This is a genomic window from Novosphingobium sp. PC22D (assembly GCF_002556635.1).
Taxonomy (GTDB): Bacteria; Pseudomonadota; Alphaproteobacteria; order Sphingomonadales; family Sphingomonadaceae; genus Novosphingobium.
In genome coordinates this window covers 132127-157895 of sequence record NZ_MWMO01000005.1, presented here as the reverse complement: position 1 = coordinate 157895, position 25769 = coordinate 132127, and the positions used below count along the sequence as shown (strand labels likewise).

General features: G+C 65.9%; 22 protein-coding genes. 4 read left to right on the top strand and 18 right to left on the bottom strand.

What is annotated here, in order from left to right; all coding sequences use genetic code 11:
• Nucleotides 1-211: 211 nt before the first annotated feature.
• The 6 genes from B2G71_RS10420 to B2G71_RS10395 form a co-directional block, all read right to left on the bottom strand.
• Nucleotides 212-1228: an arginine N-succinyltransferase gene (locus B2G71_RS10420; protein ID WP_098105695.1), complete on the bottom strand. Its 1017-nt coding sequence runs from the start codon at nt 1226-1228 to the stop codon at nt 212-214.
• Nucleotides 1225-2430: a hydrolase gene (locus B2G71_RS10415; RefSeq protein ID WP_098105694.1), complete on the bottom strand. Its 1206-nt coding sequence runs from the start codon at nt 2428-2430 to the stop codon at nt 1225-1227. The genes B2G71_RS10420 and B2G71_RS10415 overlap by 4 nt, the downstream gene beginning before the upstream one ends.
• The gene (gene astD, locus B2G71_RS10410) at nt 2427-3842 is read right to left on the bottom strand and encodes a succinylglutamate-semialdehyde dehydrogenase (RefSeq protein ID WP_098105693.1); all 1416 of its coding nucleotides are present in this window, start codon (nt 3840-3842) and stop codon (nt 2427-2429) included. Before astD ends, B2G71_RS10415 begins: the two co-directional genes overlap by 4 nt.
• The gene (locus tag B2G71_RS10405) at nt 3842-4873 is read right to left on the bottom strand and encodes a DUF1338 family protein (protein WP_098105692.1); all 1032 of its coding nucleotides are present in this window, start codon (nt 4871-4873) and stop codon (nt 3842-3844) included. The genes astD and B2G71_RS10405 overlap by 1 nt, the downstream gene beginning before the upstream one ends.
• 154 nt (nt 4874-5027) lie before the next feature.
• A complete protein-coding gene (locus B2G71_RS10400; protein WP_098105691.1) occupies nt 5028-6566 on the bottom strand; it encodes an alanine/glycine:cation symporter family protein in 1539 nt (512 codons plus the stop codon).
• 86 nt (nt 6567-6652) lie between these two features.
• Entirely contained in the window at nt 6653-8215 is a 1563-nt protein-coding gene (locus B2G71_RS10395) for an AMP-binding protein (RefSeq protein ID WP_098105822.1), read from the bottom strand.
• A gap of 363 nt (nt 8216-8578) precedes the next feature.
• Here B2G71_RS10395 and B2G71_RS10390 point away from each other — a divergent pair, with 363 nt between their 5' ends.
• Nucleotides 8579-8785 (top strand): hypothetical protein, encoded by a 207-nt coding sequence (locus B2G71_RS10390; protein WP_098105690.1) that lies wholly within the window; start codon nt 8579-8581, stop codon nt 8783-8785.
• A 197-nt stretch (nt 8786-8982) separates the two neighbouring features.
• Here the strand turns inward: B2G71_RS10390 and B2G71_RS23735 are convergent, their stop codons facing one another.
• The 7 genes from B2G71_RS23735 to B2G71_RS10360 all read right to left on the bottom strand — a co-directional run bounded on the left by B2G71_RS23735 (nt 8983) and on the right by B2G71_RS10360 (nt 15097).
• Nucleotides 8983-9309 carry a hypothetical protein gene (locus tag B2G71_RS23735; RefSeq protein WP_141521549.1) on the bottom strand — a complete coding sequence of 109 codons (327 nt, stop codon included), beginning with the start codon at nt 9307-9309 and terminating at the stop codon, nt 8983-8985.
• A 414-nt stretch (nt 9310-9723) separates the two neighbouring features.
• Entirely contained in the window at nt 9724-10383 is a 660-nt protein-coding gene (locus tag B2G71_RS10385) for a response regulator transcription factor (protein WP_098105689.1), read from the bottom strand.
• A 255-nt stretch (nt 10384-10638) separates the two neighbouring features.
• Nucleotides 10639-11040, bottom strand: coding sequence for a response regulator (locus B2G71_RS10380; RefSeq protein WP_098105688.1), 402 nt, complete (start codon nt 11038-11040; stop codon nt 10639-10641).
• Nucleotides 11040-11345 carry an Hpt domain-containing protein gene (locus B2G71_RS10375; RefSeq protein WP_098105687.1) on the bottom strand — a complete coding sequence of 102 codons (306 nt, stop codon included), beginning with the start codon at nt 11343-11345 and terminating at the stop codon, nt 11040-11042. The genes B2G71_RS10380 and B2G71_RS10375 overlap by 1 nt, the downstream gene beginning before the upstream one ends.
• A gap of 71 nt (nt 11346-11416) precedes the next feature.
• Nucleotides 11417-13510 (bottom strand): hybrid sensor histidine kinase/response regulator, encoded by a 2094-nt coding sequence (locus B2G71_RS10370; protein ID WP_168176330.1) that lies wholly within the window; start codon nt 13508-13510, stop codon nt 11417-11419.
• Nucleotides 13511-13518: 8 nt separating this feature from the next.
• Nucleotides 13519-13944, bottom strand: a complete 426-nt coding sequence (locus B2G71_RS10365; protein ID WP_098105685.1) for a response regulator — start codon at nt 13942-13944, stop codon at nt 13519-13521.
• Complete coding sequence (locus B2G71_RS10360; protein ID WP_098105684.1) at nt 13937-15097, bottom strand: PAS domain-containing sensor histidine kinase; 1161 nt, start codon at nt 15095-15097, stop codon at nt 13937-13939. Before B2G71_RS10360 ends, B2G71_RS10365 begins: the two co-directional genes overlap by 8 nt.
• A gap of 833 nt (nt 15098-15930) precedes the next feature.
• Between B2G71_RS10360 and B2G71_RS10355 the strand changes: the two genes are divergently transcribed.
• From B2G71_RS10355 to B2G71_RS10345, 3 genes are all read left to right on the top strand, one after another.
• Nucleotides 15931-17190 (top strand): Zn-dependent hydrolase, encoded by a 1260-nt coding sequence (locus B2G71_RS10355; RefSeq protein ID WP_240530099.1) that lies wholly within the window; start codon nt 15931-15933, stop codon nt 17188-17190.
• Nucleotides 17191-17210: 20 nt separating this feature from the next.
• Nucleotides 17211-17603 carry a GFA family protein gene (locus tag B2G71_RS10350; RefSeq protein ID WP_098105820.1) on the top strand — a complete coding sequence of 131 codons (393 nt, stop codon included), beginning with the start codon at nt 17211-17213 and terminating at the stop codon, nt 17601-17603.
• Nucleotides 17604-17995: 392 nt separating this feature from the next.
• Nucleotides 17996-20464: a cadherin domain-containing protein gene (locus B2G71_RS10345; protein WP_098105683.1), complete on the top strand. Its 2469-nt coding sequence runs from the start codon at nt 17996-17998 to the stop codon at nt 20462-20464.
• A gap of 77 nt (nt 20465-20541) precedes the next feature.
• Here the strand turns inward: B2G71_RS10345 and asnB are convergent, their stop codons facing one another.
• The 5 genes from asnB to B2G71_RS10325 are packed head-to-tail and all read right to left on the bottom strand — an operon-like array spanning nt 20542 to nt 25538.
• Complete coding sequence (gene asnB, locus B2G71_RS10340; RefSeq protein WP_098105682.1) at nt 20542-22482, bottom strand: asparagine synthase (glutamine-hydrolyzing); 1941 nt, start codon at nt 22480-22482, stop codon at nt 20542-20544.
• A gap of 60 nt (nt 22483-22542) precedes the next feature.
• Nucleotides 22543-23637, bottom strand: a complete 1095-nt coding sequence (locus B2G71_RS10335; protein ID WP_098105819.1) for an aspartate carbamoyltransferase — start codon at nt 23635-23637, stop codon at nt 22543-22545.
• Nucleotides 23634-23756, bottom strand: a complete 123-nt coding sequence (locus B2G71_RS24755) for a hypothetical protein (protein WP_276306915.1) — start codon at nt 23754-23756, stop codon at nt 23634-23636. Before B2G71_RS24755 ends, B2G71_RS10335 begins: the two co-directional genes overlap by 4 nt.
• Nucleotides 23753-25177: a sodium:solute symporter family protein gene (locus B2G71_RS10330; protein ID WP_098105681.1), complete on the bottom strand. Its 1425-nt coding sequence runs from the start codon at nt 25175-25177 to the stop codon at nt 23753-23755. The genes B2G71_RS24755 and B2G71_RS10330 overlap by 4 nt, the downstream gene beginning before the upstream one ends.
• The gene (locus tag B2G71_RS10325) at nt 25170-25538 is read right to left on the bottom strand and encodes a hypothetical protein (protein WP_240530098.1); all 369 of its coding nucleotides are present in this window, start codon (nt 25536-25538) and stop codon (nt 25170-25172) included. Before B2G71_RS10325 ends, B2G71_RS10330 begins: the two co-directional genes overlap by 8 nt.
• Nucleotides 25539-25769 lie beyond the last annotated feature (231 nt).

Sequence of the window (25769 nt, the reverse complement as noted above, 5' to 3'; positions counted from 1 at the left end):
TGAAAGGCGAGGCAAGCCGAAACCCGGATTCGGATCGTCTGCCGCGAAGCGGATCAATGCCAACTGGCGTGCGAATATCGTATCTATGGACGCCGTATTGCGACGTTAAACTCTACAGAACGAGCGTGTTCTGTACGGACAGGGAAAGGACCCGTTTCTCGCGCTTTGATCGCCCGATGGCCCATCGGCTTGTGTCGCGCGATCGCCCGGCTCAGGCCGGTGCGTAGCTCACCGTATCGCCCGCCTCGATATTGAGCAGGCCCGCCGCCTCGGCATCCACGACAACGCCGTCGTCGGTCTCGGTGAGATGCGCCAGGCAGGCGCGGAACTCGGAAAGACGCCCTGTGGAGACGAGGTGGTCGCCGCCGGTCGCTTCCTCGCCCAGCGCGACCACACGCGCTTCGCGGGCTTCGCGGATGGTGCGAATCTGGTCTGTCTGGGCGATCATCGAGGGGCCGCCGTCGAAAATGTCGATGTAGCCGGTGAAGGCGAAGCCCTCGCTTTCGAGCATGCGCATCGCCGGGCGGCCCGAGTAGTGCGGCTGGCCCATGACGTGCCGCGCGCCGTCGGACAGGAGCGCGGTGTAGATCGGATGCTTGGGCATGAGATCGGCGATGAACTGGTTGCCGTGGCGCGCGTTGAATTCGTCGGCGTCGCGAAAGCTCATGTCGAAGAACCGGCCCGCCAGCCCGTCCCAGAACGGCGAGTTGCCGGCGTCGTCGATCGCGCCGCGCAGTTCGGCGAGCGTGCGGTCGGCGAAACGCGCGCGATGGCTGCGGATGAACATATAGCGGCTGCGCGCGAGCAGCTTGCCCACGCCCGCCGAGCGCTCGTTGGCGTCGAGATAGAGCCCGCCGACTTCGCTCGACCCGTCGAGATCGGTGGTCAGCGTGAGCATCTCGGCGCGGAAGGTGCGTTCAAGCTCCTTCGAATGCTGGGTGATCCGGCCGATGCGATAGGAATAGAAGGGCCACTGCGTGCCGACCTGCGACATGATCTGGCACGTACCCGCCACGCGCCGGTTGGCGGTGTTCTCGAGAATGAAGATGAACAGGTCGTCGCCGAAGGTGTCGTCTGGCCGCGCGAAGGCGTTCGCCGCGCGCTCGAGCTTTGACGCGAGCGTCGGCTTGTCCGGCGGCAGGTTGGTGAAGCCCCCGCCGGTCCCCTTGGCCATGCGGTACAGCGCGTCGAGATCGGATTCGCGGGCGGTCCGCAGCAGGAAGGTCATGCGGCGAGACCGTATCGGTCAAGGCGGTAAAGCGCCAGCGCGGTCAGCCTCGCGCGGGTATCGAGGCTGCTGGCGAGCATGAACTCGTCGGGCGAATGGATCGCGCCGCCGCATGCGCCCATCGTGTCGATCACCGGCACGCCGCACGCGGCGATGTTGTTGCCGTCGCACACGCCGCCGGTGTCCTTCCAGCTCATCGTGTCGCCGAGGTCCTCGGCGGCCCGGCTGACGAGCGCGAAGAGCCGCCCGGTGGCCTCGCCGACAGGCTTGGGCGGGCGCGCGAAGCCGCCGTGGACGTGGATCGCAACGTCGTGCGCGGCGGCGACGACGGCGACGGTGTCATCGATGATCGCCTGTCCCGCCGCGAGGTCTTCGGGGCCGCGTGGGCGCATGTTGAAGTGCAGCACGGCAAGGTCCGGCACGGTGTTGTTGGGCGCGCCGCCCTCGATCCGGGCGGGATTGACGGTCAGACCGTCGCGCCGCGCGGCGTGGAGCCGCTGGGCGAGGTCGGCGGCGGCGACCACGGCGTTGCGTCCGTCTTCGGGATTGCGTCCCGCGTGGGCCGATTTGCCGGTGATCACGGCGGCGAAATTGCCCGATCCGGGCCGCGCGCGCGCCATGATCCCGCCGGGCAGCGCCGGCTCATAGGTGAGCGCGGCGAGCTTGCCCTCGGCCAGTTCGGCAATCAGCGCCGAGGACGAGAGCGAGCCGGTCTCCTCGTCCGAGTTGATCAGCACGTCGTAGCCAAGCGTCGGGGCCGCACGCTCATAGGCGGCGAGGCCGGCGAGCATCAGCGAGAGCCCGCCCTTCATGTCGGCGGTGCCCGGACCGTGGAGCGTGTCGTCATCGAGCCAGTCGCAGGTCTGGAAAGGATGGTCCTTGGCGTAAACCGTGTCCATGTGGCCGGTCAGGATCACGCGCCGCTCCGCCTCGGGGCGGACCGAGAGCACGAAGTGGCGCCCATGCTCGACCGCATAGGATTGCCCGGCCGCGTCGATCTTCTCGACGGGGGCAGGTTCGACCAGCCGGATCTCGCCAGGCAGCGCGGCGAAGGCATCGGCGAGGTGCTGCGCCATGGCCGAAACGCCGGCGATATGGCCCGTGCCCGAATTGATCGCGGCCCAATCGAGCGTGCGTTCGAGGATCGGCGCGCGCTCCACCGTCTCGAGAAAACTCCGCTCGTCGGGCTTGAGCCCGCTCATGGCTTGAGCATCGCCGCGATCGCGCCGGAGTTTCCCTCGGCGCTCGATGCCTCGAAGCTGGCGACCGGATAGGCGCAGTAGTCGGCGGCGTAATAGGCGCTGGGGCGGTGGTTGCCGCTCTCGCCGAGCCCGCCGAACGGCATCGAGCCGGCCGCGCCGGTGGTCGGCCGGTTGCGGTTGACCACGCCCGCTCGGCATTCGAGGAGAAACTTGTCCCACAGGCCGTCGTCGCCGGTGACGAGTCCGGCGGAAAGGCCGAAGCGCGTATCGTTGGCGGCGGCGATCGCGGCGTCGAAGTCGGCGACGCGGGTCACTTGCGCGACAGGCGCGAAGATTTCCGAGTCGGGTGCGTCGATGCCGGTCACGTCGAGCAGCGCGGGGCGCACGAAGGCCGGGCTCATGCAGTCGAGAATCCTGAACTCGCGCAACGCCTTCGCGCCGCGTGCGACGATCCCGTCGACGGCGGCCTTGGCCGAACCGGCGGCGGCCTCGGAGATCAGCGGTCCGATATAAGGTTGCGGATCGTCGTTCCACGCACCGATCACGATCCGGCGCGAGAGCGCGTCGACCGCCTCGACGAGATCGCGGCCCCAGGCCGTGTCGGGCACGATCAGGCGGCGCGCGCACGAGCAGCGCTGCCCGGTGGTGACGAAGCTCGACTGGACGACGATCGCGGCGGTTTCGGCGATGTCGCCGTCCCAGGCGATCAGCGGGTTGTTGCCACCGAGCTCGAGCGCGAGGATCACGTGCGGCCGGTCGGCGAAGAGGCGGCGGAAATGCGCGCCCGCGCCCGCGGAGCCGGTGAACAGCAGCCCGTCGATCGCGCCGCCGACCAGCGCCTCGCCGGTCTCTCGCGCGCCCTGGACGAGATTGAACACGCCTTCGGGCAGGCCCGCCTCGGCCCAGCATGCGGCCATCGCCTCGCCGGTCGCGGGGGTCATCTCGGACGGCTTGAAGACCACCGTGTTGCCGGCGAGCAGGGCCGGGACGATATGGCCGTTGGGCAGGTGGCCCGGGAAATTGAACGGCCCCAGCACCGCCATCACGCCGTGCGGACGGTGTCGCAGCACGGCTTCGCCGAAGGGCATCTCTTGCCGCCGCTCGCCGGTGCGCTCGGCATGCGCCTTGATCGAGATGCCGACCTTGCCGATCATCGAACCGACTTCGGCCAGCGTCTCCCAGCGCGGCTTGCCGGTCTCGCGCGAGATCGTCTCGGCCAAGGCATCCTTGCGCGCCTCAAGCGCGGCGCGGAAGGCCTCGACATGGGCGATGCGATCGGCGAGCGGCAGGCTGCCCCAGGCGGGGAACGCCGCGCGGGCCTTGCCGAGCGCGGCCGCGACAGCCGCCGCATCGTGCGATGGACCTTCCCAGACGACCGCGCCCGTCGCCGGATCGATCGATTGCAACGGCATTACTGCTCCCTCGTGACCGCGAAGATGCCGGTGGCGTTGCCGCTGTCGAACGTGAGGTCGATCGTGCCGTTGGCGGGGTCGATGTCGCGGCTGATGAACTCGTAGAAAGAACCGGGTACCATCCGCTCAACGAAGCCGTCGGGGGTGCGGAATTCGCGGCGCACCTTGTCGGCCACGAAGGCGGTCTGGCGCACGCGGTTGTTGCGCGAGACCTCGACGGTGGCCTTCATCGGATAGCCTGCCGCCTTGAGCCGGTGCGCAAGCTGGATCACGTCTGGCACGCGCGTCGTCGCGTGGTTGAAGACGTTGCCCTCGGTCGCGATCCAGGCGCCTTCGGGCGTGTGCTGGAGCAAGGTCTCGTAATCGGCGAGCGCCGGCATCTGGTGCTGGCGGCCGAAGGCGCGCACGGTGCCCTTGAGGATCGTGATCGCCTCGGTCATGAACACCTCGCCGTCGCGGACCAGCGCGTCGAGCGCGCTCCACTCGGTGACGGTGATCGGATCGCGCGAATTGCCGAACACACGCATGCAGGCGACCTGCGCGGGGCCGGGCAGATCGTCGAGGTGCAGTTCGCTGACGAAGAACTGCGGGATCGCTTCGGGGAAGTCGCGATGGACGAAGGCGCGCCCGGTCATCTTGAGATTGGGCAGCGGATAGACGCCGCGAACGTCGTAGCCCAGCGGGTCGAGGAAGCGGGCGAAGCCGCCGTAGCCGGGCATGAGATCGCCGCACTCGCTGTCCACGGTGCGCAGCGCACCGTGGTCGAAGACGATCTTCTCGCCCGCCTGCCGTTGCTGGCCGACATAGCGGGCGGCGGTTGGCACGCGGTCGAGCAGGTCGACGAAGAGCACCGCGTTGAGCGCCATCGCCAGGTGGGCGCGGTTGATCCGCTCCGTCGCGCGGAATAGCTGCGGTTCGATTTCGAGCGTGGTGAGAGCGTATGTCGCCCGCGGCTCGCCCATCACCGCGCTCAGCAGGCGGAACAGGACGGATTCGCGGGGGAAGTCGCTTGCAGGCGGCTTTGTGGCCATGGGGGACCGGCATTCCTCTGGATTTCGAACCGCCAATCTAGGAACTGAGGACCGACAAGTCCACATTGCCCATTTGGCAGGACCATAGCCTCGGGTTTGTCCCCATGTGTGCCCCCGCGAAGAGCCGGACCGCGCGAATGCGGCCGTCCTCTTTCTATTCGGCGGGGACGATCTCGCCCTTGCCGCGCACCGGCTCGCCGCGCGCCATGGCGAAGACGAGGCCGGAGAGCGCGAGCAGCGCGAGCAGGTTGGGCAGCGCCATCGCCGCGTTCGAGATGTCGCCCAGGCGCCAGACGAAGCCGAGCGGCGCGAACGAGCCGATGAAGATCACCACGCACCACAGCACGCGCCAGATCATGTGCAGCACCAGCTCGCCCTTGCGGTTCGAGCCGGGCACCATGTCGTATAGGAAGGTGATCGCGCGCTCGCCGTAGTAGCTCCAGGTGAGCAGCGTGGTGAACACGAACAGCAGCAGCGCCACCGAGGCGACCAGCGTGCCGATGGGAATGCCGAAGAGTTCGAAGGGGAAGGCCGCGGCGAATGCGCCCGATGTCATCGCGAAGCCGGCAAGGTCGGACTGCCAGGCATGCTTGACCGCCTCGCTCGCGCCCAAAGCCGCGTCGACGTGGGTGAAGTTGCCCTCGACGGTGAGGATCACCAGCGCCGTCATCGTGCAGATCACGATCGTGTCGATGAAGGTGCCCAGCATTGCGAAGCGGCCCTGCGCGGCCGGATCGGGGTTTTGCGCAACGGCGTGCGCGATCGGGGTCGAGCCCTGGCCTGCCTCGTTCGAGAAGAGGCCGCGCGAAACACCCGCGCGGATCGCGATGATCAGCGCCGCGCCCAGGAAGCCCCCGCTCGCCGCCTGCGGGTTGAACGCGCCGGTGAAGATGCGCGAGAACGTCTCGGGAATGTCCTGAATGTTGATGATCAGCGCGATCAGCGCCATCAGGATGTAGGCCCCCGCCATGGTCGGGACGATCTTCTCGGCGACGTTGCCGATCGACTTGATCCCGCCGATGATGACCACGAAGACGGCGATCGCCGCGATCAGGCCGCCGATCCATTCGTCGAGCCCGGTCAGCTCCTGCACCGAATCGGCGAAGGAATTGGCCTGGATGCCGTTGCCGGTGACGAGCGCCGAGAACAGCGTGCCGAGGCAGAACAGCGCGGCAAGCCATTTCCACTTCGGGCCGAGGCCGAGCGTGATGTAGGCCATCGGTCCGCCGCGCACGTGTCCGTCGGGCGTGGTCTCGCGGAAGCGCACCGCGAGCGCGCCCTCGGCGAAGGCGAGCGCCATGCCGATCAGCGCGGTGATCCACATCCAGAAGATCGCGCCGGGGCCGCCCAACGTGATCGCGGTCGCGACGCCGGCGAGGTTGCCGGTGCCGACTTGCCCCGACAGCGCCGTGGAGAGCGCCGCGAACGGCGAGATCTCTCCGGCCGAACCGCCGCCGTCCCCGCGCTTGAACAGTCCCGCGAAGGCCGAGCCGAGCTTGCGGATCGGATAGAGCCTGAGCCCCGCCATCATGTAGAGGCCGATGCCCAGCAGGATGAAGACCATCGGCGGGAAGGGCAGGACCTCGTTCCCCTGCCAGGTGCCGCCCCAGATGAAGTCCGAGATGTTGATGACGGGCTCGGTCAGCCGGGTGAACGCTGCTTCGAAGGTTCCCGACGGTGTGCTGGCTGTCATGCGTGTCCCTGTTGTCCTGCCTCGTGGGCGAAGCCGGGGATGCTACAGCGCTGCGAGCAAATGCCAAGGCAGGTTCAGCAAATTCCTCAGCCTGCCGCCGCTGCCTCGGCGTAGCGCGCGCGCAAGGCCTTCTTGTCGGGTTTGCCCACCGGCGTTTGCGGAATGGCATCGACGAAGGCCACCGCCTTGGGCGTCTGGTACGAGCCCTTGCGCCGCGCGACCGGCGCGCACAGCTCCTCCTCGCTCACCCTCTCGCCCGGCTTGAGCACGACCACGGCCATGACCGCCTCGCCCCATTTCGCGTGCGGCACGCCGATCACGGCGATCTCGGCGACGGCGGGATGCTCGGCGATGATGTTCTCGATGTCGCGCGGGTAGATGTTGAACCCGCCCGAGATGATCATGTCCTTGGTGCGGTCGACGATCCGCAGGAAGCCGTCCGGATCGCGCACCGCGACGTCGCCGGTGTGCAGCCAGCCCCCTTCGAACGCCTGCCGGGTAAGCTCGGCGTCGCGATAGCCGTCCATCACCAGCGGCCCTTGGACGACGATCTCGCCGGGCTCGCCGTCGGGAACTTCGTTGCCCTGGGCGTCGTGCAGTTCGAGCCGGACGTAAGGGCTCGGCGTGCCGCAGCTCGTCAGCCGGTTGAGATCGTTCGGATCGTGATCGGCCTTGCGGAAGTAGGTGAGCACCATCGGCGCCTCGGCCTGGCCGTAGAACTGCGCGAAGACCGGCCCGATCCGCTCGATCGCTTCCTTCAGCCGCACGGGATTGATCGCCGAAGCGCCGTAGAACACCGTTTCGAGGCTCGAGAGGTCGAATTCGCCGAAGCGCGGATGATCGAGCAGGGCGTAGATCATTGTCGGCACCAGCATCATGCAGTTGATCCGCCGCGCCTCGATCATCTCGAGCACTTGCAGCGGATCGAAGCGCGGCAGGATCAGGAAGGTGCCGCCGCGCAGCAGCGCGGGCATGAACATCGCGCCGCCGGCGTGCGTGAGCGGCGCGCATGAGAGGACATGCGGGGTTTGCGGCCATTCCCACACCGCCTGCATGTAAAGCCCGGTGAGCGCGCCGGTGCGCTGGATGCTGGGAATCGCCTTGGGCTTGCCGGTGGTGCCGCCCGAATAGCCGAGCCGAATCACGTCGTGGCCGTCCACCACGGGCGGAACCAGCTTTGCGGGCGCATATCCGGCGGCCAGTTCGCGGATGTCGGGGGCGAGATCGCTCTTGCCGATCGCGAGCAGCTTGATGCCTGGAACCTGCGCTGCGATCTCCGCCGCGCGGGCTTCGAAGCGCTCGGCATCGAACACGAGCAGCGCCACGTCGGCGTCGCGGATCACGCCCAGGTGGTCGGACAGGGCCGAGAGCGGATGCATCGGCACATAGAGCGTCGCGAGGAACTGCAGCGCATGCGTCACATGCAGGCACTCGGGCATATTGGGCGCGATCAGCGAGACGCGGTCTCCGGCGCCGACGCCAAGGCCGGCGAGCACCTGCGTATAGCGGCTCGTCTCGTCGCGCATGTCGCGCACGGTCAGCGTCGGGCCGTCGAGCTGGTGCAGCAGCGGCCGGTCACCGCCGTTGTTGAGCGCATTGGCGAGAACGTCGGTGTTGTAGAGTTCGCGGTGCAGGTTCGCGTCGGCCATCTCGTCTCCCTCCGCCGCGGGCCAGGGCGGTGCCGCCCGCCCCTCGGCGATCTCGTTCGCCGGCATTTGCTTTCGCCGGTCGAACGCGTCGCTGTGAGAGAGCCGTGCGCCGGGCGATCCGTCAAGCCCGGCGACGGGCTTGGCGAGCCGGGTTCCGCGAGGGTCGCGCCGCCATTGCCGCGGCAGTTCAACGGTCTCGCATGCGCGCACTTGGGAAAACTTTCAGTTGAAAGCGTTACAATGGCGGCATTTTTGGCTACAGGCTGGTATCTTCGCACCCCATTCGCATGGCTGGGGGGCTTCGGGGGCGGGCCGCACGCCGTCGCGCGCGACCGCTGGACAGACAACGCAAAGGACACATTGATGAAGTTGCTTCGATGGGCCGTCGGCGGTGCTTCGGCCTACGTCATCTACAAGTATTCGATCGGTCGCAAAGCCAAGGGCGAGGACGTCTTCGTCTCTCCCGAGAAGGAAATCGAGAAGCTCTCCAAACCGGAAGAGCCGGTGACGGCCGCCCCGGCGGCGAAGCCCAAGCGTGCTCGCCGGGCGCCCGCCAAGAAGCCTGGCTAAACAGACGGGGACGAGCGCGTGCCGCGCAAGGGCCCGGCTCGCGCCGCCAGATCACCAGATCGGCCGAATGATCTCCGCCGCGTCGGGGCAATGCCCGTGCGCGCGGCGGCCGCTCGCGCCCCCCGGGGTGTCGCCGGGCATCATAGAAGAATTAACCGGGCCTTTTCATGGACATCGGGGCGACTTTGCGCTCTCGTTCATACTTTTGGACGATATACTGTGCCGCCCGTGTGTGCGACCAACAAGGCAACGAAGGCGTTCGGATCAACCGACGGACGACCTTCGGCTAATGGTCCGTGCTGCCTCACGGGCCGGGGAAGATGAAGTCCGCCGATCTCCCGGTTGGCGTCGATGCGCGAGGTCTGTCCCGCCGAACGCGGAATTGAACAGGCCCGTGCATCGACGTTTCTCTTTGGGGTCCGGCGTCGACGCCTGCCGATCTGCTCATCCTCAGATTTCGACCAGGCCTTCGCGGCCAGTTCTGTTGTTTGTCGTCGCGGCGATTTCTCGTCCGCATCGGGCATGCTCCGAGCACAGCCTGCGCGCGCTGCGCGGGACGAGCGTGGGCGGGTCGTCCATGGCTGCCCCTCGGGGCATGAGACTCTTGACCTAAGCCATACGGACGATTGCCTTTTTTTGGCGGCGCGACGATCCTCTTCGACATCCAGGCAGTCGCCCACGTCGTCCAACTTCACGCGGGCGGCTGCCGTGGCCGGCTCCGGCGGGCGTTACGCCTCTCGACCGCTGGCCGGCGACCGAACCCGCCTTGTGCCGTGCGCAAATGCAGGAGGTGCTTGGTGCAGGGCCGGTCGTTCAGGACCATTCCTTCTCGCGACGGCAGGGCCGGGGCAGTCCGCGCTGCCACGGGGAGGACGGAGCCGGCTCAATTTTTTCGTGCGATTTCCGCAGTTTCGTTGGATATACGGGCGGCGCGGAGGCTATCCGAAGGCTAGCCTCGGACCGTCGTCCGTAAACGAATCGTCATTGGTCCGACGCGTGAACACGACGATGGCTTGAGATCGGTTCTGGACGCGAAGTTTCGCGAATATGTGGGCAAGATGGCTCTTCACGGTCGATTCCGAGATGCCCAGTTCGTAGGCGATCTGCTTGTTCTGAAGCCCCAGGCAAAGGCATTTCATAATCCTGCTCTCCGCCGGGCTGAGGTGGGCGACCGGCTCGGCCGGCTCCGCGACGCAGCGGGGCACGACCCTCTCTCCCTGCAACATGCGCTCCAGCGACTCCGAGAGGTCGGCATAGGACAGCGACTTGGGAATGAAGCCATCCGCCTCGTGCGCGATGACCTGGCGTACCGTTCCGGCGTCGGACTGTCCGCTGACCACGCAGACCGACGCCGTCGGATAGGCGCTCTTGGCCAGGCCTATGCCCTGCATTCCCGTGGCATCGGGCAGTTTGAGGTCCAGCAGGATCAAGGAAACCGAAGGATCTGGCGCGGACTGTTCGAGATCGCGCAGGCTGGCCAGATGGCGCACCGCGAGACCCGGATCGAGAGTCTCCAACGCCTGGATGATCGCTGCCGCGCACAGCGGGTGATCATCGACGACGAGTATTGTTCTTTCAGGCATGCAGCACGCCTCCACACGTTCTCCCTTTTTCCGACATGGAGCGATTTCGCAGGCATTGCGTCCGGCCCCGCCGGCGGTGACACGCGAAGCGGAGGGGGGCTCCCCTGCAACGTTTGGATCGTGTCAACAGTAGTCGCTAACTCTATGGAATCGCGTCGTCTGCCTTGTGACGATCCGATCCGGATGGAACCGTGGGGGCGAAGCCGGGAGGCGGCTGGGTTCCATCCGGACCGGACCCGGGGCAATCCGGGGGTCGGCGCTACCTTTCGGCTAGCCGACGCTTCGAACGAGAGTTACGGGGCGTTTCGCGCGGGTCAGTTCCTCCTCCGCGCGCGCGACGACGCGACGGGGATCGCACGGTTTGTGCAGGAAGCCGTTCGCCCCGGACTGCATCGCCATGTCCGCGTCGTTGGGGCCGCGCGCGCCGGTGAGGAAGACCACGGGGATCTTCCATAGGAACGCGTCGCGCCGCATCTCCGCCAGGATCGCGAGGCCGTGCATGCCTGGCAATTCGCAGTCGAGGATGACAAGGTCCGGCCGCCTCGACCGGATCGCCCCGAGTGCGTCGGAGCCGTCCCCGATCACACCGACCCCATGACCGGCTTCCATGAACGCAAATTGCAGCATGTCGCCGACCAGGGGGTCGTCTTCCGCGATGAGGACGCGAGGCATCAGCGCTTGTCGTCGCTGAATACCCGCAGCATCTCGCGCAGGATCTCGGGCCGGCTGCCGACCGGGGCGTTCTTCAGCTTGAGATGATAGGCCGTGGCATGCGTGCCGAGCTGCTCGGCGCCGAACAGCGAGGCGACGCCGGCCAGCTTGTGCAGTTCGGTGAGAATGCCGCCCACCCTGTCGTCGTTCGCGGCATCGGCGGGGCGCAGCCGTTTCAGCGAACGCAGGAAGTCGGCGCGGCGCGCCTCGAAGCGGGCAATCAGTTGCGGGTTCTGTATCGCCTCGGGGATGGTGGTCTGGGGCATGGAAGTTATCCTCTTTTGCAGGTGGTTGCAGGGTCAGGCAGGTGTCAATTCGCGATGCGTAAGGTGGCTTCTCAGTGGAAAACAGGCGTCCGTCCTTCGGCCATGTCGGACCCGGCTGTCGGGCGTGGCAAGGAGGCCTTGCGCCGGCCCTCGCGGGGTAGCGCGAGGCCTTCCAGGAACGATGCCGATTCCGATTGCAGACGGCTCACCTCGAAGCAGACGGCCGCCAGATACGACGGCTCGGATTGCAAGGCGCCGCGCGCCGCGACTTCGGCGGCGCGTCCCGCGGCCTGCGCGAGATCGCCCGCGCCGACCAGGTTGGCGCCGGTGCGGAGCAGGCTGAGCCGCTTGCTCTGCTCCTGGCTGTTCGCCGAAGCGTTGAGCCAGGCGATGTCGTGGTAATCGTCGATGAGCTGGCGCAGGATCGTGCGGAAGAGCTGGACATCGTCACCCAACTGCGAGCGGACATCATCGATGTCGACGCAGTCGATCGCCGGCCATTCGTCCGCGATTTGCGGGACCACACTGTGTTGCGCCGCGCCGCCCGGCCCTTGCTCGATCTTGCTGCGGATCACTCCGACGAGCTCGTTGACGTCGAAGGGCTTGGAGATGAGGCCGTCCATGCCCGCGATGTCGAGCGTGCCGAAGTCACCGGCCGAGACGCCGGCGGTGAGGGCGATGACCACGGGCCGCTCGTCCCCGAGGACCGACTTGATCCGCCGGAAGGCGTCGCGCCCGTCGAGCACTGGCATCTGCAGGTCCATCAGCACGACGTCGATCGCGCCTTGCGCGTCGATCGCGAACTTGGCGGCGTCGTGTCCGTTGACCGAGGTGGCGACGATGCACCCTTCCATCTCGAGGATGCGCGTCGCCACCTCGAGGTTGATGTCGCAATCGTCGACGATGAGGACGCGCACGTCCTTGAGCCTCGGCTCGCCGTTCTCCGCTTCCTCGGCAACTTCGCGCACTTCCTGCTCGAACGGCTGATAGGGCAGTTCGAGCGTGAAGACGCTGCCCGTGCCGGGCATGCTTTCGACGGAGATGTCTCCGCCCATGAGCTTGGCCAGATCGCGCGAGATCGACAGGCCGAGCCCCGTGCCGCCGAACTTGCGCGTCGTCGAGGAGTCGGCCTGCGTGAAGGGCGTGAAGAGCTGTTCGCGCAGCTCCGGCTTGATGCCGATGCCGGTATCGCTGACGCTGATCAGCAGGCGCGTTCCGCTCGGATCGAGCGACGCGGCCAGCTTGACCTTGCCCGTATCGGTGAACTTGATCGCGTTGGTCAGCAGATTGAGCAGGATGCGATGAAGCCGGGAAGGATCGCCGACCAGATGCTTGGGCAGTTCCTCGTCGATGGCGATCTCGAACTTGATCGGCCGCTTGTCGATCTGCGGCTCGGTCATCGTCCGCAGGTCCCTGACGATCTCGGCGAGCGAGAACGGGACGCTTTCCAGCGTCATCTCGTTTGCGTCGAGCTTGGTGCGGTCAAGAACGTCGTTGACCGTGGTCAGCAATGTCCGGCTGGCGATGCGGATCTTGTGGACGATGTCGGCCTGTTCGGCATCGAGCGCGGTGCGTTCGAGCAAGTGCGAAAGGCCGATGACCGTATTGAGCGGGGTGCGGATCTCGTGGCTCATGTTCGCCAGGAACAGGCTCTTGCTGTCCGAGATGTCCTGGGCGCGATCCGCCGTTGCGATCAGCAGTTGCTCGTAGCTGCGCTGGATCGAGTTCGCCAGCGCGCGCAGGCCCACCTCGTCGGAACGGCGCTTCTCCTCGGCCGCGGCGCGGGCGAGTGCTTCGTCGATCACGCGCTTGAGACTCTCGGCGGTGAGGTGCGACTTGGGGATGTAGTCGGCAAAGCCCTTGCGGATCGAATCGACGATGAGCTGGTCGGACTCGTGCAGCGTGATCAGGATCACGGGGCAGATCTCGCCGCGATGCGCGGCCACGTCTTCGAGCAGGTCGGTGCCGGTCGCATCGCCGAGTTCGTAGTCGATCATGACGCAATCGAACTGGAAGCCGCGCAGCGAGCGGCGGGCGTCCTCGATCGAAACCGCCTTGTGGAGCTCGGCATTGGGATAGATATTGCCCAGTAGCCGCGTCAGGCGCTCGCGATCGACTTCGTCGTCGTCGACGATAAGAAACCTATGCCGGAAATTGTGCATCATCGGGTCCTTCATGCAGGGAGGTAAACGGTGTTGCAGTATGTGCTGAGCAGGCGGGCGACCTGCCGGAAACCAAGCCCGACTTCGCTCTTCGTCATGAAACCGGCGGCGCATTCGCAATAGGCGCGCGCGCGGTCTTCCTCCGCGTCCGAGGTCGTCAGGACGAAGATCACGCTGTCGCGCAGGCTGCAGTCGGCCCGGACGGCGCGGAGAAATTCGAAGCCGCTCATGCGCGGCATGTTGAGATCGAGCAGGACGACGAGCGGTCGCCGTGCGCTGTTGGGAGCTGTCCCGCGCAACTGGGCGAGGCCGTCGATTCCGTCGGTGGCGGAGATAATCCGGTAGGTGCCGTCCTCGTGGCGCAGTGCGCGCTCCACGAGTTCGGCGGTAATGTCGTCGTCGTCGATAACCAGTATGTCGGTTACTTCGTCAGTCATCGTGGTCAGTCCTTGCAAACCGGGGCCATTCGATCCGGAAGGTCGCCCCGCGTTCGCCATCCGGACTCCTGAGGGAGATTGTGCCGCCGTGCCCCTCCACGAGACGCCGCACGAGCGCGAGGCCAAGGCCGCTACCCTCGGCCTTGCGCGCGTTCAGCCTCTGGAACAGACGGAAGATCCGGTCGTGTGCCGCCGCGGGGATGCCCGGGCCGTCGTCGCTGATCTCGATGACGCAGTGGCTGCCCTCGAACCAGCCGCGCACTTCGATCCGGCCCTCTTCGCGATCGTGGTGGCGGATCGCATTGGCCAGGAGGTTGCGGATCACGGTGCCGAGCGCAGTGGCCGAACCGGTGAACGTGGCCGAGGGGACGTCGACCACGATCTCGAAGGTCTCGGGCGGGTCCTCGAGCTCGATCGTCCAGGCAATCAGCTCGGGCAGGGAAATGGTGTCGGTCGCGGCCTCGCGCTTGCCGGCACGGGCATAGGCCAGAAGGTCGGTGATCAGCCGCTCCACGTTCTCCACGCGATGGGCCATGCGATCGACGTGGTGCATCAGCTCGGCGCGGGGTTTCTCGGCGATATCCTCGCGCAGGAATTCGAGGAGATTGGCCACGCCGCGGATGGGCGAGCGCAGATCGTGCGAGGCGACGTAGCAGAACTCCTCGAGCTGGGCCCTGGTGTCGCGCAGTTGCAGTTCGATACGCTTGCGCTGGGTGATGTCGATCACGGTCACGCAGGTCTTTTGCCCGCTCGGTGCGTCGAGGATGTTGAGGCCGATCTCGAGCGGGAATTCGATTCCGTCGTGGCGCTGGCCGGTCAGGTCGCGCCCGGCGCCCATCGCGCGGGCCGACGGGTTGCGCCGGTAGGCCTCGCGCTGCCGCACGTGGCCGCTGCGCGATCGCGCCGGAACGAGCATCTCGACGGTATTGCCGATGAGTTCGGTTTCCTCGTAGCCGAACATGTCGAGCACTCTCGCGTTCGCGGCTTCGATCTCACCGTTCGAATTGGTGATGAGCACCCCATAGGGCGCGCTGTCGAAGATCGCCTGGAACGCCTTCAGATCATCCCAGTCGCTGAACTGAAACGCGCTGTGCGTCTCCGGATCATCTTTGGAGTTCTTCGGATCGGCATGGGTGTTCTGCGATCTCAGCATAAGGCAGCCTCGCGTTTGCTGCCGACGAGCTCGATCGGACGTCGCGCCTGCGCGTTCTCGCAGGCGTTTCCCTTATGGAACGGCCCTGCGTCGAACGCGGGAACAACGTACACCTCGGCCCTTCGGCACTACGGTTTGGCAAACGGACTGCCTTCTGCTTGCCGGTGACGGTTCTAGGCGCACCATAGCAATTGTCGGGTTAAGTCAGGGATCCGCAGAACCCCGGATCTGGCCCCTTGCGCGATGCACCAAGTGCCTGCGAAAATACGGGGAATTCCGTGGTTACGCGTTTGCGAAGAGGCAAGCACGATCTGCCTATCGAGAGCCTTGGCGGGCATCATCCGAACAGTTCGGACGAGCCAGAATGACGAAGACAAAACCCATCGCTAACCCCGCGCATTCGCGACCGGAGAGACGCGCCGAGCCCGCCGAGGCTGATACGGCCCGAGCCGGTCGCCACTGGGAATTCTGCCGTGAGGCCGGGTTTTCCCGCGCGTCCTACGACCGGCATCGCCATAACCTGCGCGGCGCGTTTCGCGCCTCGCGCGCGATCGAATCCACCTAGTCCGCCCGGCGCGCCGCTCGCGGCCCCGGACCGCCCGACGACGCGCCGCCGGGGCCCGCGCCGCTTGCTTGCGGCCGCGTCCGATGGTCCGGCCCCGACGCGAAAATGCGCGATTACCGCCGGTATCGAGCGGAAACCTGTGGAAGACCTCTGCGTTGCGCCATCGTTCGGCCCCGTGTCGACCGCCGGGCGGTGGCCCGCGTCGCGAGCCCGCTTTGCGACTTCCGGCCCGCGGGGCTATGCTGGACAAGACAAACAAGGAGGACCCGTGCCCCAACGCCAGATCGCAAGCATCGACGTCGAACGGATCGAAGCAGACATTGCCACCATTTCCCGCTTCGGCTTCAACGAAGAGGACCGCAGCGTCTACCGGCAGGGCTTCAGCGAGGCGGACATGGCGGCGCGCGAATGGCTGCGCGGCGAATTCGAAAAGCTCGGCATGACGCACTGGATGGACGGCGCGGGCAACGTCTGCGGCCGTTTCGGGCCCGATGACAAGCCGGCGATCATTCTTGCCTCGCACCTCGATTCGGTGCCCGCCGCGGGGATCTTCGACGGCGTGCTCGGCGTCGCTGCCGGGCTCGAAGTGGTGCGCACCATGCAGGCGAACGGCATCAAGCCCGACTATCCGATCGAGGTCATCGCCACCAGCGAGGAGGAAGGCCGCTTCGGCGGCATGCTCGGCGCGCAGGCAATGAGTGGCAACCTGACGCTGGAATGGCTCGAAAACGCGGCGGACGAACACGGTTACAAGCTCAAGGACGCGATGACCGAGGCGGGGCTCGACTATACCAAGGCGATGCACGCCTATCGGCGGCCCGAGACGATCCGCGCCTTCCTGGAACTTCATGTCGAGCAGGGCCCTGTGCTCGATGCCGAGAAGACCACGATCGGCATCGTCGAAGGCATTTCGGGCGTGTTCAAGTGGAAGGTGCGCATGATCGGCAAGCCCGACCATGCCGGCACCGCGCCGATGAACATGCGCGCCGACGCGCTGATGGGCATGGTCGATTTCGCGCACGAGATCCCGCGCATCATCGACGAGGAAGGGACCGACAAGAGCCGCATCACCATCGGCCACGTCGCCTGCAAGCCCGGCTTTCCGCACACCGTGCCCGGCGAGGTCGATTTCACCATCGTCGGCCGCGACTTGTCCGAGGAAAAGATGCGCGCGCTCGCCACCGCCTGCGAACGCGTGCTCTCGACGATCGCGCGCAAGCACAAGCTGCGTTTCGAATACGAAAAGATGAGCTGGCTCGAACCGGCCTATTGCGACGCGGGCCTGATCGACATGATCGAGGCGCGCACCAAGGCGCTGGGCTACAGCTACAAGCTCATGCCCTCCGGCGCGGGTCATGACGTGCAGTTCTTCTGCAACCTGACACGCGCGGCGCTGATTTTCGTGCCTTCGGTCAAGGGCGTGAGCCACGCGCCCGACGAGTGGACCCACTGGTCCGACATCGAGCGCGGCGCGCAACTGCTTTACGAATGCGTACAGGAACTGGCCTGCGAGAAGGTCCCGGCCTGAGCGGGGTGGCGGACAGCGCGGTGAGCGAGGTCGCCGGCGGCTGCCTGTGCGGCGCGGTTCGCTTCATCGCGCGGGGAGAGCCCCGCCGCGTGGGGCTGTGCCACTGCATGGACTGTCGCAAGCACCACGGCGCGCTGTTCCACGCTTCCGCGATTTTCCCCGCCGACGCGGTGACCGTCGAAGGCGAAGTCGGCACCTTTGGCGGGCGCCATTTCTGCCCGCGCTGCGGCTCGCCGGTCTTTGGCCGCAGCGATGACGAGGTGGAAGTCAACCTCGGCGCGCTCGATACGCCGGACCGGTTCGAGCCCGGTTACGAACTGTGGACGATCCGCCGCGAAAGCTGGTTGCCCGCCTTTCCCGGCACGCGGCGATACGAACGCGACCGTCCGGGTCCCGCCCAAACCGGAAACTGACCCGCTCAGAGGTTGGGCGCGGGCACAAGCCGTTGCCTTCCCCTCGCGCGCGGGCAACCGCGCCGGAGGTGTGGCAGGCATCTTGCGGCTGCCACCTCCCGTGCCGGAGAAATGACCGAGACGAATCCCCTTCCATGCGATTCGGAATTGGGTCGCCATCAGAAATTATAACATATGATGATCTGCTTCAGAGATATACTCAAAAGTTAAATTGAATCTCTGAGGAACGATCCGCCATTCGTCATCGTTAGGTCGATAGCAACGGACACATATAAGTCATATTGATGATCGGCTATGTATCTTTTTGCTCATAATGGGTCTTTGGAGAGGGTATAATACTATCTCTTGTTTCTTCTTTCCCTGGGCTCGCCACACGAACCTAGGAGCACGCCATGAGCGACAATCCACACCGCGACCATCAGGATGGCGCCGTCAACGCCGCGGCTAGCGAAGCCGCCCGAGCCAGGAACCCGGACACGCGCGCGCCGCAAGGTCGAGACGGCGAGAAGGTGGCTGCCGCGGCAGCTGGCCAGGCCACCGGCCCCGAGGCGAGCGCCCCCAGCGACTTCGCTGACGTGGAATGGGCGAAGATCGAACGCGACAACGAGGACGAGCCCGAACATGGCCGCGCCGAGGCCGATCGCGAGCCGGGTGAGGGCGAAGCGCAGGCGCGCGCCGCGCAGCACGGCGAAGCGCCGCCGCAGCAACTCGCGGCCGAAAATTCGGCCATGCTCGGCGAAATGATGGGCGAGTCCGTCGAAGTCGCCTGGAGCGGCGCGGGCGATACGGTCACCGCCGCTCCGGAATCCGGCTCGCAAGGGTACTTCCAGTTCGGTGGCGAAGGCATGGGCGGCTGGGTCCTGCCCGTGCTCGGGATCGCCGCGGTCGGCGCCGCGGTGCTCATTCTCACCGATGATGATGACGACGATGATCTGCCGCCCGTTGACATGAACGAGGCGCCGACGCTGACCGTCGCCGACTCCGTGACCTTCGACGAGAACACCGGCACCGACGCCGTGATCGTCGACGCCGATGCGACGGACCCGGACGGTGATCCCGTCACCTTCAGCATCTCGGGCACCGATGCCGACGCCTTCGCGATCGATGCGGACAGCGGAGAAGTGACCTTTGTCTCCGCTCCCGACTTCGAGACGCAGGACAGCTACGCGATCACCGTGACCGCGTCCGATGACCAGGGCAACTCGACCGACCAGGACGTGACGATCAATATCGAGGATGTCGACGAGGCGCCGGTCTTCGCCAACGCCACGACCACTTTCGAATTCGATGAAAACGTCGAGGCCGGTACGGTGGTGCTGACGCCCGGTGCGACCGATCCGGAAGGCGGCGACGTTACCCTCAGCCTTACCGGAGAGGATGCCGAGAAGTTTGCGATCAATGCCGAAACCCGCGAGATCGTAATCCTGCAGGCGCCCGATTTCGAAGCTCAGGAAAGCTATGACTTCACTGTCATCGCGACTGACGATCAGGGCAACCAGTCGTCCCAGGATATTACCGTCAACGTGACCGACCTCGACGACGAGGCCAACGAAAACTTCCCGACGGTTTTCGCCAACAGTGTCGCAACGCTGACGGGCGAGGACGCCTACCTGGACGACGAGATGTTCTTCACCACCTCGTTCACCGAGCTGAACGGGTCGGATGTCACCGGTACGGCGCTCGTGGGGTTTGACGAGAACACCAGCGAACTGACCGTCACCATCTACGCCGAGGGTCTCGAACCGGGTCAGGAGCACGCGCAGCACATCCACGGCTTCATGGCCGACGAGATTGGCGATGTGCAGGATTCGATGACGCCGACCATGGACGCGGATGCCGACGATGACGGCTTCATCGAGCTGGCCGAGGGCGTGCCGGTCTACGGGCCCGTTCTTCTGCCGCTCACCGATGACATGGGGGGCTTCCCCGCGCCGGATGAGGACGGCATGGTCGCCTATACGCAGACCTTTGATCTGCCCGCCGAAGATCTCGGCGCCGACCCGATGCTCGACCTGCGCGAGATCGTCCTGCACGGCCTGAGCCTTGATGAAGGCGACGGCGCCGGCGACGGCGAGGCCGACGGCACCGCCGGCTACAAGGGTAATCTCCCGGTTGCAGCAGGCGAATTGGAGATGGTCACCGAGGACAATGCGATCGACACGCTCGACATGCTGACCGCGGCCGCCAATCCCGACATGGGCGATTTCCCGCTGGGCTTCGCCACCGATGTCGCGCAGCTCACGGGCGAGACCGCCTACGCCGATGACGAGATGTTCTTCACCACCTCGTTCACCGAGCTCAACGGGTCGGGCGTGAGCGGCATGGCGCTCGCCGGCTTCGACGAGGACAGCGATACGCTCACCGTCACCGTCTACGCCGAGGGCCTCGAACCGGGCGAAATGCACGCGCAGCACATCCACGGCTTCATGGCCGACGAGATGGGCGACGTGCAAGAGTCGATGAGCCCGACCATGGACGCTGACGCGGACGACGACGGCTACGTCGAACTCGCCGAGGCGCTGCCCGACTACGGCGAGGTGCTGTTGCCGCTCACCGACGACATGGGCGATTTCCCGACGCCGGGCGAGGACGGAACGGTGTCCTACACCATGTCGTTCGAACTGCCCGCCGAGGATCTCGGTGCCGACCCGATGCTCGACCTGCGCGAGATCGTTCTGCACGGTCTGAGTCTCGAGGAAGGCCAGGGTGCCGGTGACGGCGAGGCCGATGGCACCGCGGGCTACAAGGGCAACCTTCCGGTCGCCGCGGGCGAACTGGAGATGGTCATGGCCGACAACGCGGACAGCGTTCTCGATATGCTCGGCGAATTCACGCCCGACAGCAGCAGTATGATGATGTGATTGCCCGCAGGCGGCGATCCCATGTGAGCGGGGCGGGGGACTATGTGTCCTCCGCCCCGTTTCATGTCAGGCCCGGATCAGATCAATTCGCCGATCGCGTGCAGGCCGATCGCGTGATTGAGGATGATGTCCTTGCGCGTGTTCTGCGTGTGATCGTCGCTCTTGCGGTAGTCCTCAATCGAGGCGGTCAGCTTCTCTTCGTCGAAGATACCCAGCTCGGCGAGCTTTTCCGATGACAGCCACTTGAGGATCAGCTTGTTGATCTCGGCGGTCTTGGCCTCGTCGGTGTGCGCGGGCGGCGCCATGAAGGCGAACTTCTCTCGCTTGTAGAGCACTTCGGGCAGAACATACTTCATCGCCTCGCGCACGACCCACTTCTCGATGCCGTCGCGGATGCGCACGTGCGGCGGGATGCGCATCGCCAGTTCGGCGACGTGGTGGTCGAGGAACGCGGGCCTGCTTTCGAGGCTGTTGGCCATGTCCACCCGGTCGCCGCCCCAGTTGAGGATCTGGCCCTCGAGCATGGTCTTGATCCACGAATACTGGACCTTGTCGAGCACGTGGCGTCCGTCGAGCTTCGACCTGTCTAGGCTGTAGGCGATCGCCGCGACCGGATCGTAGTCGCCGAGCCTGGCCTTGAAGTCCTCGGACAGCAGCGGCTTGACGCGTTCGAGCACCAGCATCCAGGGCTGGATCCACGAGGGGGTGAAACCCATCACTTCCTCGAAGGCGGGGTGGCTGATCTGCTGTTCGGCGAGCACCGAGCCCGAGAAGATCGCGTTGCGCTTCTTCATGTCGTCGCCCGCCGCGGTCTGCGCGTATTCGGGATCGTGCAGGAACAGGTCGGCCTTGAACTGGGCATAGCCGCCGAACAGTTCGTCCGATCCCTCGCCGGTGATCACGACCTTGTAGCCGCTGTCGGTGACGTGCTTGCTCATCAGCATCTTGGCGACGCCGAGCGTGTTGTAGAAGGTCCGCTCGGAATAGTAGACCGCGTCTTCGAAGTTTTTACCGTACAGATCCTCGGCCTTGATGTTGAGGATGTCCTGGTCGGCGCCGGCCTTCTCGGCCATTTCGGTGGCGATCGCCGCCTCGTCGTAGCGGTCGTCGTCGAACGAGATGGTGAAGGCCTTGACCGGCGACTGCTGGATCGCGGCGGCCATGCCCAGGATCGAGCAGGAATCGATGCCGCCCGACAGGTAGCAGGCGACCGGAACGTCGGCTTCGAGCCGGAACGCGATCGATTCGACCAGCGCGGCGCGTACGCGCTCGATATGCTCCTCGTCGGGCAGTTCGTCATGCTCGCCCTCGAGCGGGAATTCGGCGTCCCAGTACTGCCGTTCCTCGAGCTCGAAATCGTCGCCCTTGCGCTGCACGATAAGCATGTGGCCCGGCTTGAGCGCGTGCACGTCCTTCCACAGCGTCATGCCCGGCACCATCACCTGCATCATCTGGTGAAGCTGCGCCTTCGGGCACATCTCGCGCGGCAGATCGGGATGCGCGAGCATCGCCTTGATCTCGCTGCCCCAGAAGAAGCCGGCCTCGCCCTTGTGGTAAAACAGCGGACGCACCCCGAAGCGGTCGCGCACCAGGATAAGCCGCTGCTTGGCCCGGTCGAACAGCGCGAAGGAAAATTCGCCGCGCAGATGGTCGACGAAGTCGAGCCCGTGCTTGTCGTAGAGCTTGAGCGCGATCTCGCTGTCGGACTTGGTCGCGAAGCTGTAGCCGTCGGTGCGGAGCAGGCCGCGCAGGCGCTTGTAGTCGTAGAACTCGCCGTTGGCGGTGAGGATCAGATCGCTCGTGCCGTCGTCCTCGCGGCCGTAGATCGGCTGGTCGCCCGCGTTGAGGCCGATGATCGACAGCCGGGTGTGGATCATCGCCAGCTTCTCGGCCTCGTCGAAGTGGAAGCCGCGTCCGTCGGGGCCGCGATGGTAGAGCGCATCGGCCATCGCCTGCGCATGAGCCTCGGTCTCGGAGGTATAGCGAGTGGGGCTCCACAGCCCGGCAATGCCGCACATATCAGTCGGTTCCTGTTTTCAAAGACGTGTTCAAAAGCGTCGCGTTCAAGGTTTCGCCGCTCAAGCGAGGAAAGTGGTCGGCACGACGTCGCGGACCCGGCCGAAGATCGACAGGAGCAGCGCCTGGCGTATCCAGACCGCGCCGTCGGCCTGGTTGAAATAGAGATTGTGCTGCGTCTGGTCGAGGCCGGTGCACAGTTCGGGGCCGCGCGCGAGCGGATGGAGGATCACGGTGTCGGGCTTGAGCGCACTGTCGTTGTCGAGCGCGAACTCGCTGCCGAACGAGCGATAGCCGTCACCCAGGAAGGCGATCGCGTTCATGTAGATGACATCGAGATACTCGAGGCTCTGTTTGAGGTTGCGCGAGAAATCGATGCCGATCGGGCTGGCGTTGGTCAACTCGCGGATCTCGTCGCCCAAGGGGTCGGCCATCTCCGAGAAGATCGTGATGTGGTTGATGTTCTCGTGGAACAGCAGCGCCAGCATCAGGAAGCTCTTGACCGTGCGCATGTTGCCCGGAGTGCCGATGATGCCGATGTTGAGGCGGAATTTCTCGGGCAGCTGGCCGAAGGCGATTTCCGGATTCCACTTGAGCAGTGCATACCAGTCCGCGAGCGCCTGGGTCGGATGCTCGTCCGAGCCGTTGCCGCCGTTGATCAGCGGGATCTTGAGGTAGTCGGTAAGCTCCTCGATCGCCTTCTGCTCGGTGTGGCGCACGACCACCACGTCGGCGTAGGAATTGAACATCTGGCCGATGTCGCGCAGGCTCTCGCCCTTGGCGACGCCGGTGGTCTTGGCGTCGGCCACGCTGATCGTCTTGCCGCCCACGCGCAGCATCGCGCTTTCGAACGAGAGCCGCGTGCGCGTGCTCGGTTCGAAGAAGGCGGCGGCCATGATCTTGTCCTCGAGCGCGTGGCCGGCGGGAAACTGGCCGAGCTGGAGATAGGCCGCGAGCTTGGCGAGTTCGACCAGCAACTCCTGATCGAACAGCGTCGCCGAGAGCACCGAGCCGTGGTGCAGCCGGTCGAGCACCGTCACCTTGAGCTTGGGGGATCGCGCCAGGAACCTGCCCGGATCGGGGCGATTGCCGATGATGCCGCCGTCCTTGCGGGCCGGATCGGCGACGTGGTCGACTTGCGAGGCGGAAAGGTTCACCACGTTTCTCCCCGCACGATGTCGCGCACGAGCGTTGCGGACAGGCCGATCACGGACAGCGCGCACCAGCCGAGCGAGCCGTAGATGATGACTTCGAGAAAGCCGATGGAAAAGGTCATTCGGTCTCTTTCAGCTTGGTCCAGTCGAAACGGGACTTGGAAAGCCGGGCGCAGGCGAGCACCCAGACCATGGAAACGGCGGTGGCGACGAGCGCGCCGGTGTACCAGCCGATGAGGAAGTAGCAGGTGAGCCCGGCGGCCGCGCCGAGCAACATCCCGCCGACAGCGCCGACAGTCGTCGCGCTGCGCCAGTAAAGGCCGGTGATGATCGGCCAGATCATAGCACCGACCAGCGGTCCTGCGAAGAACAGAACCGTCGCCAGCGTGCCGATCCGGGGCAGACATACCGCCCAGGTGAACAGGCCCAGGCCCAGCGTGACGTACTGCGCCATCGTCTTGAGCCGGTCGTGCGGCGCGTCGGGGCGCAGCATGCGGCGATAGACGTCTTCGGTCAGCAGGTCCGCGGTCGCCGCGAGCAGGCTGTCGATGCTCGAGGCGAGCGAGCAGAACACGATGATGAAGATGCCGATCGCGCCCGCGAAGCCGAGCACGTCGGCGATCACCAGCGGCCCGACCATGTCCGAGGCGGCCACCGGAACGTCGAGCGCGCCGGAGGCGAGCGCGATGAAGCCGGCGGCGATGGGGATCGGAAACCAGATCACCCCGCCGAGCGCGAAGGCCTTGCCGGCGACGCCCTTGCGGAACGCGAAGGCGCGGCTCCACCACACGTTGTTGTGGAACACCTCGCCGAGGCCGAACAGGAGGTTGTTGAAGATCGCCATGAGCGCGGCCGGGAACAGCACGTCGAGCAGCGCCGGGCGCTCGGCCGTGAGGTTCGCGTGAATGTCCGCGACGGGCACGTGGCTCAGCACCGCGATGCCGACGATGACGATGCCCGCGAGGATGATCATGCTCTGGATGAAGTCGGTGCCGATGACCGCCGCGAGCCCGCCGCGCATCGTATAGAGCACGCACACGCCCAGGATCACGCTCATCCCCCAGGCATAGTCGATGCCCGAAAGCGCGTTGAGCAGGATGCCGCCCGCCATCGCCATGCTCACCAGCCAAGTCAGCGAATAGAACAGCGTGAAGGCGAGGAAGATCGCCCAAGCCGCGCGCCCGTAGCGCAGGCGGAAGAAATCGCCGCTCGTATAGCCGTTGGGCATGAGCGTGCGGATGCGCCCCGCCATCGGCGCGAACAGCAGCAGGCCGAACGAGGCGGTCGAATAGGCGAGCATGCCCCAGATGCCGAGCTGCAGCGCGAACTGCGGCGCGAGCATCGTCGTGTTCGATGTGATCCAGGTCGCGGCGGCGGTTGCGGAGCCCAGCGCGAGGCCGATGTTGCGGCCCGCGAGCGCATGGTCCTCGAAGCTCTTGTTGCGGCGGCCCCAGTAGATCCCGAGGCCGACCCACAGCACGCTGAAGCCCGCGAGCAGGAGCCAGCCCAGGGTGGGAGGAAGAAGCGCCTGTGTCTCAGTCATCGCGCGCTCCCTTCGCGATCGTGGCCACGATCAGGAGAAAGACGACCGCGCCGAGCGCGACGAGCCACAGCGCCTGCGTCAGCGACTGGTGCGCGACCTCGAGCCTGACCGCGCTGGTCTCTGCGCCCGAGGCATCGCGCAGCGTCAGGTCGTAGGTGCCGTTGGCGAGGCCCGAGATGAAGAACGACTTGTTGGTCCCTTCGTAGAGCGTGTCCGGCGTCATGCCTCCGCCGGCGCGCGCGATCTCGAGGCTGACCGGTCCGTCGGAGCGCCATTCGATGAGGCTGTAGCCGGTGTCGGTGACGATCGGTTCGCTGGCCGAGAAGGCCGGCGGCGATGCGATCGCCGGGGCCGAAGTCAACGCGATGATAATCCCGATGAGCCATGCAAATCGCGCAGGGGCGGGGGCACGCCTTTTGAATCGAGACGAAGAACAAAGACGCGAAGGATCCGCAACGGATCGCTTCTTCGAGTTGCCGCACTCTACCGTGATGTGCCCTTGACCATCCTGCCGGCCGTGGTGCCGGTGCTCTTGCTGTTTGCTGGAAGGCGGGCCCCCTATCAAATCGTGGGGCAAAAGGGAACCTTCAGC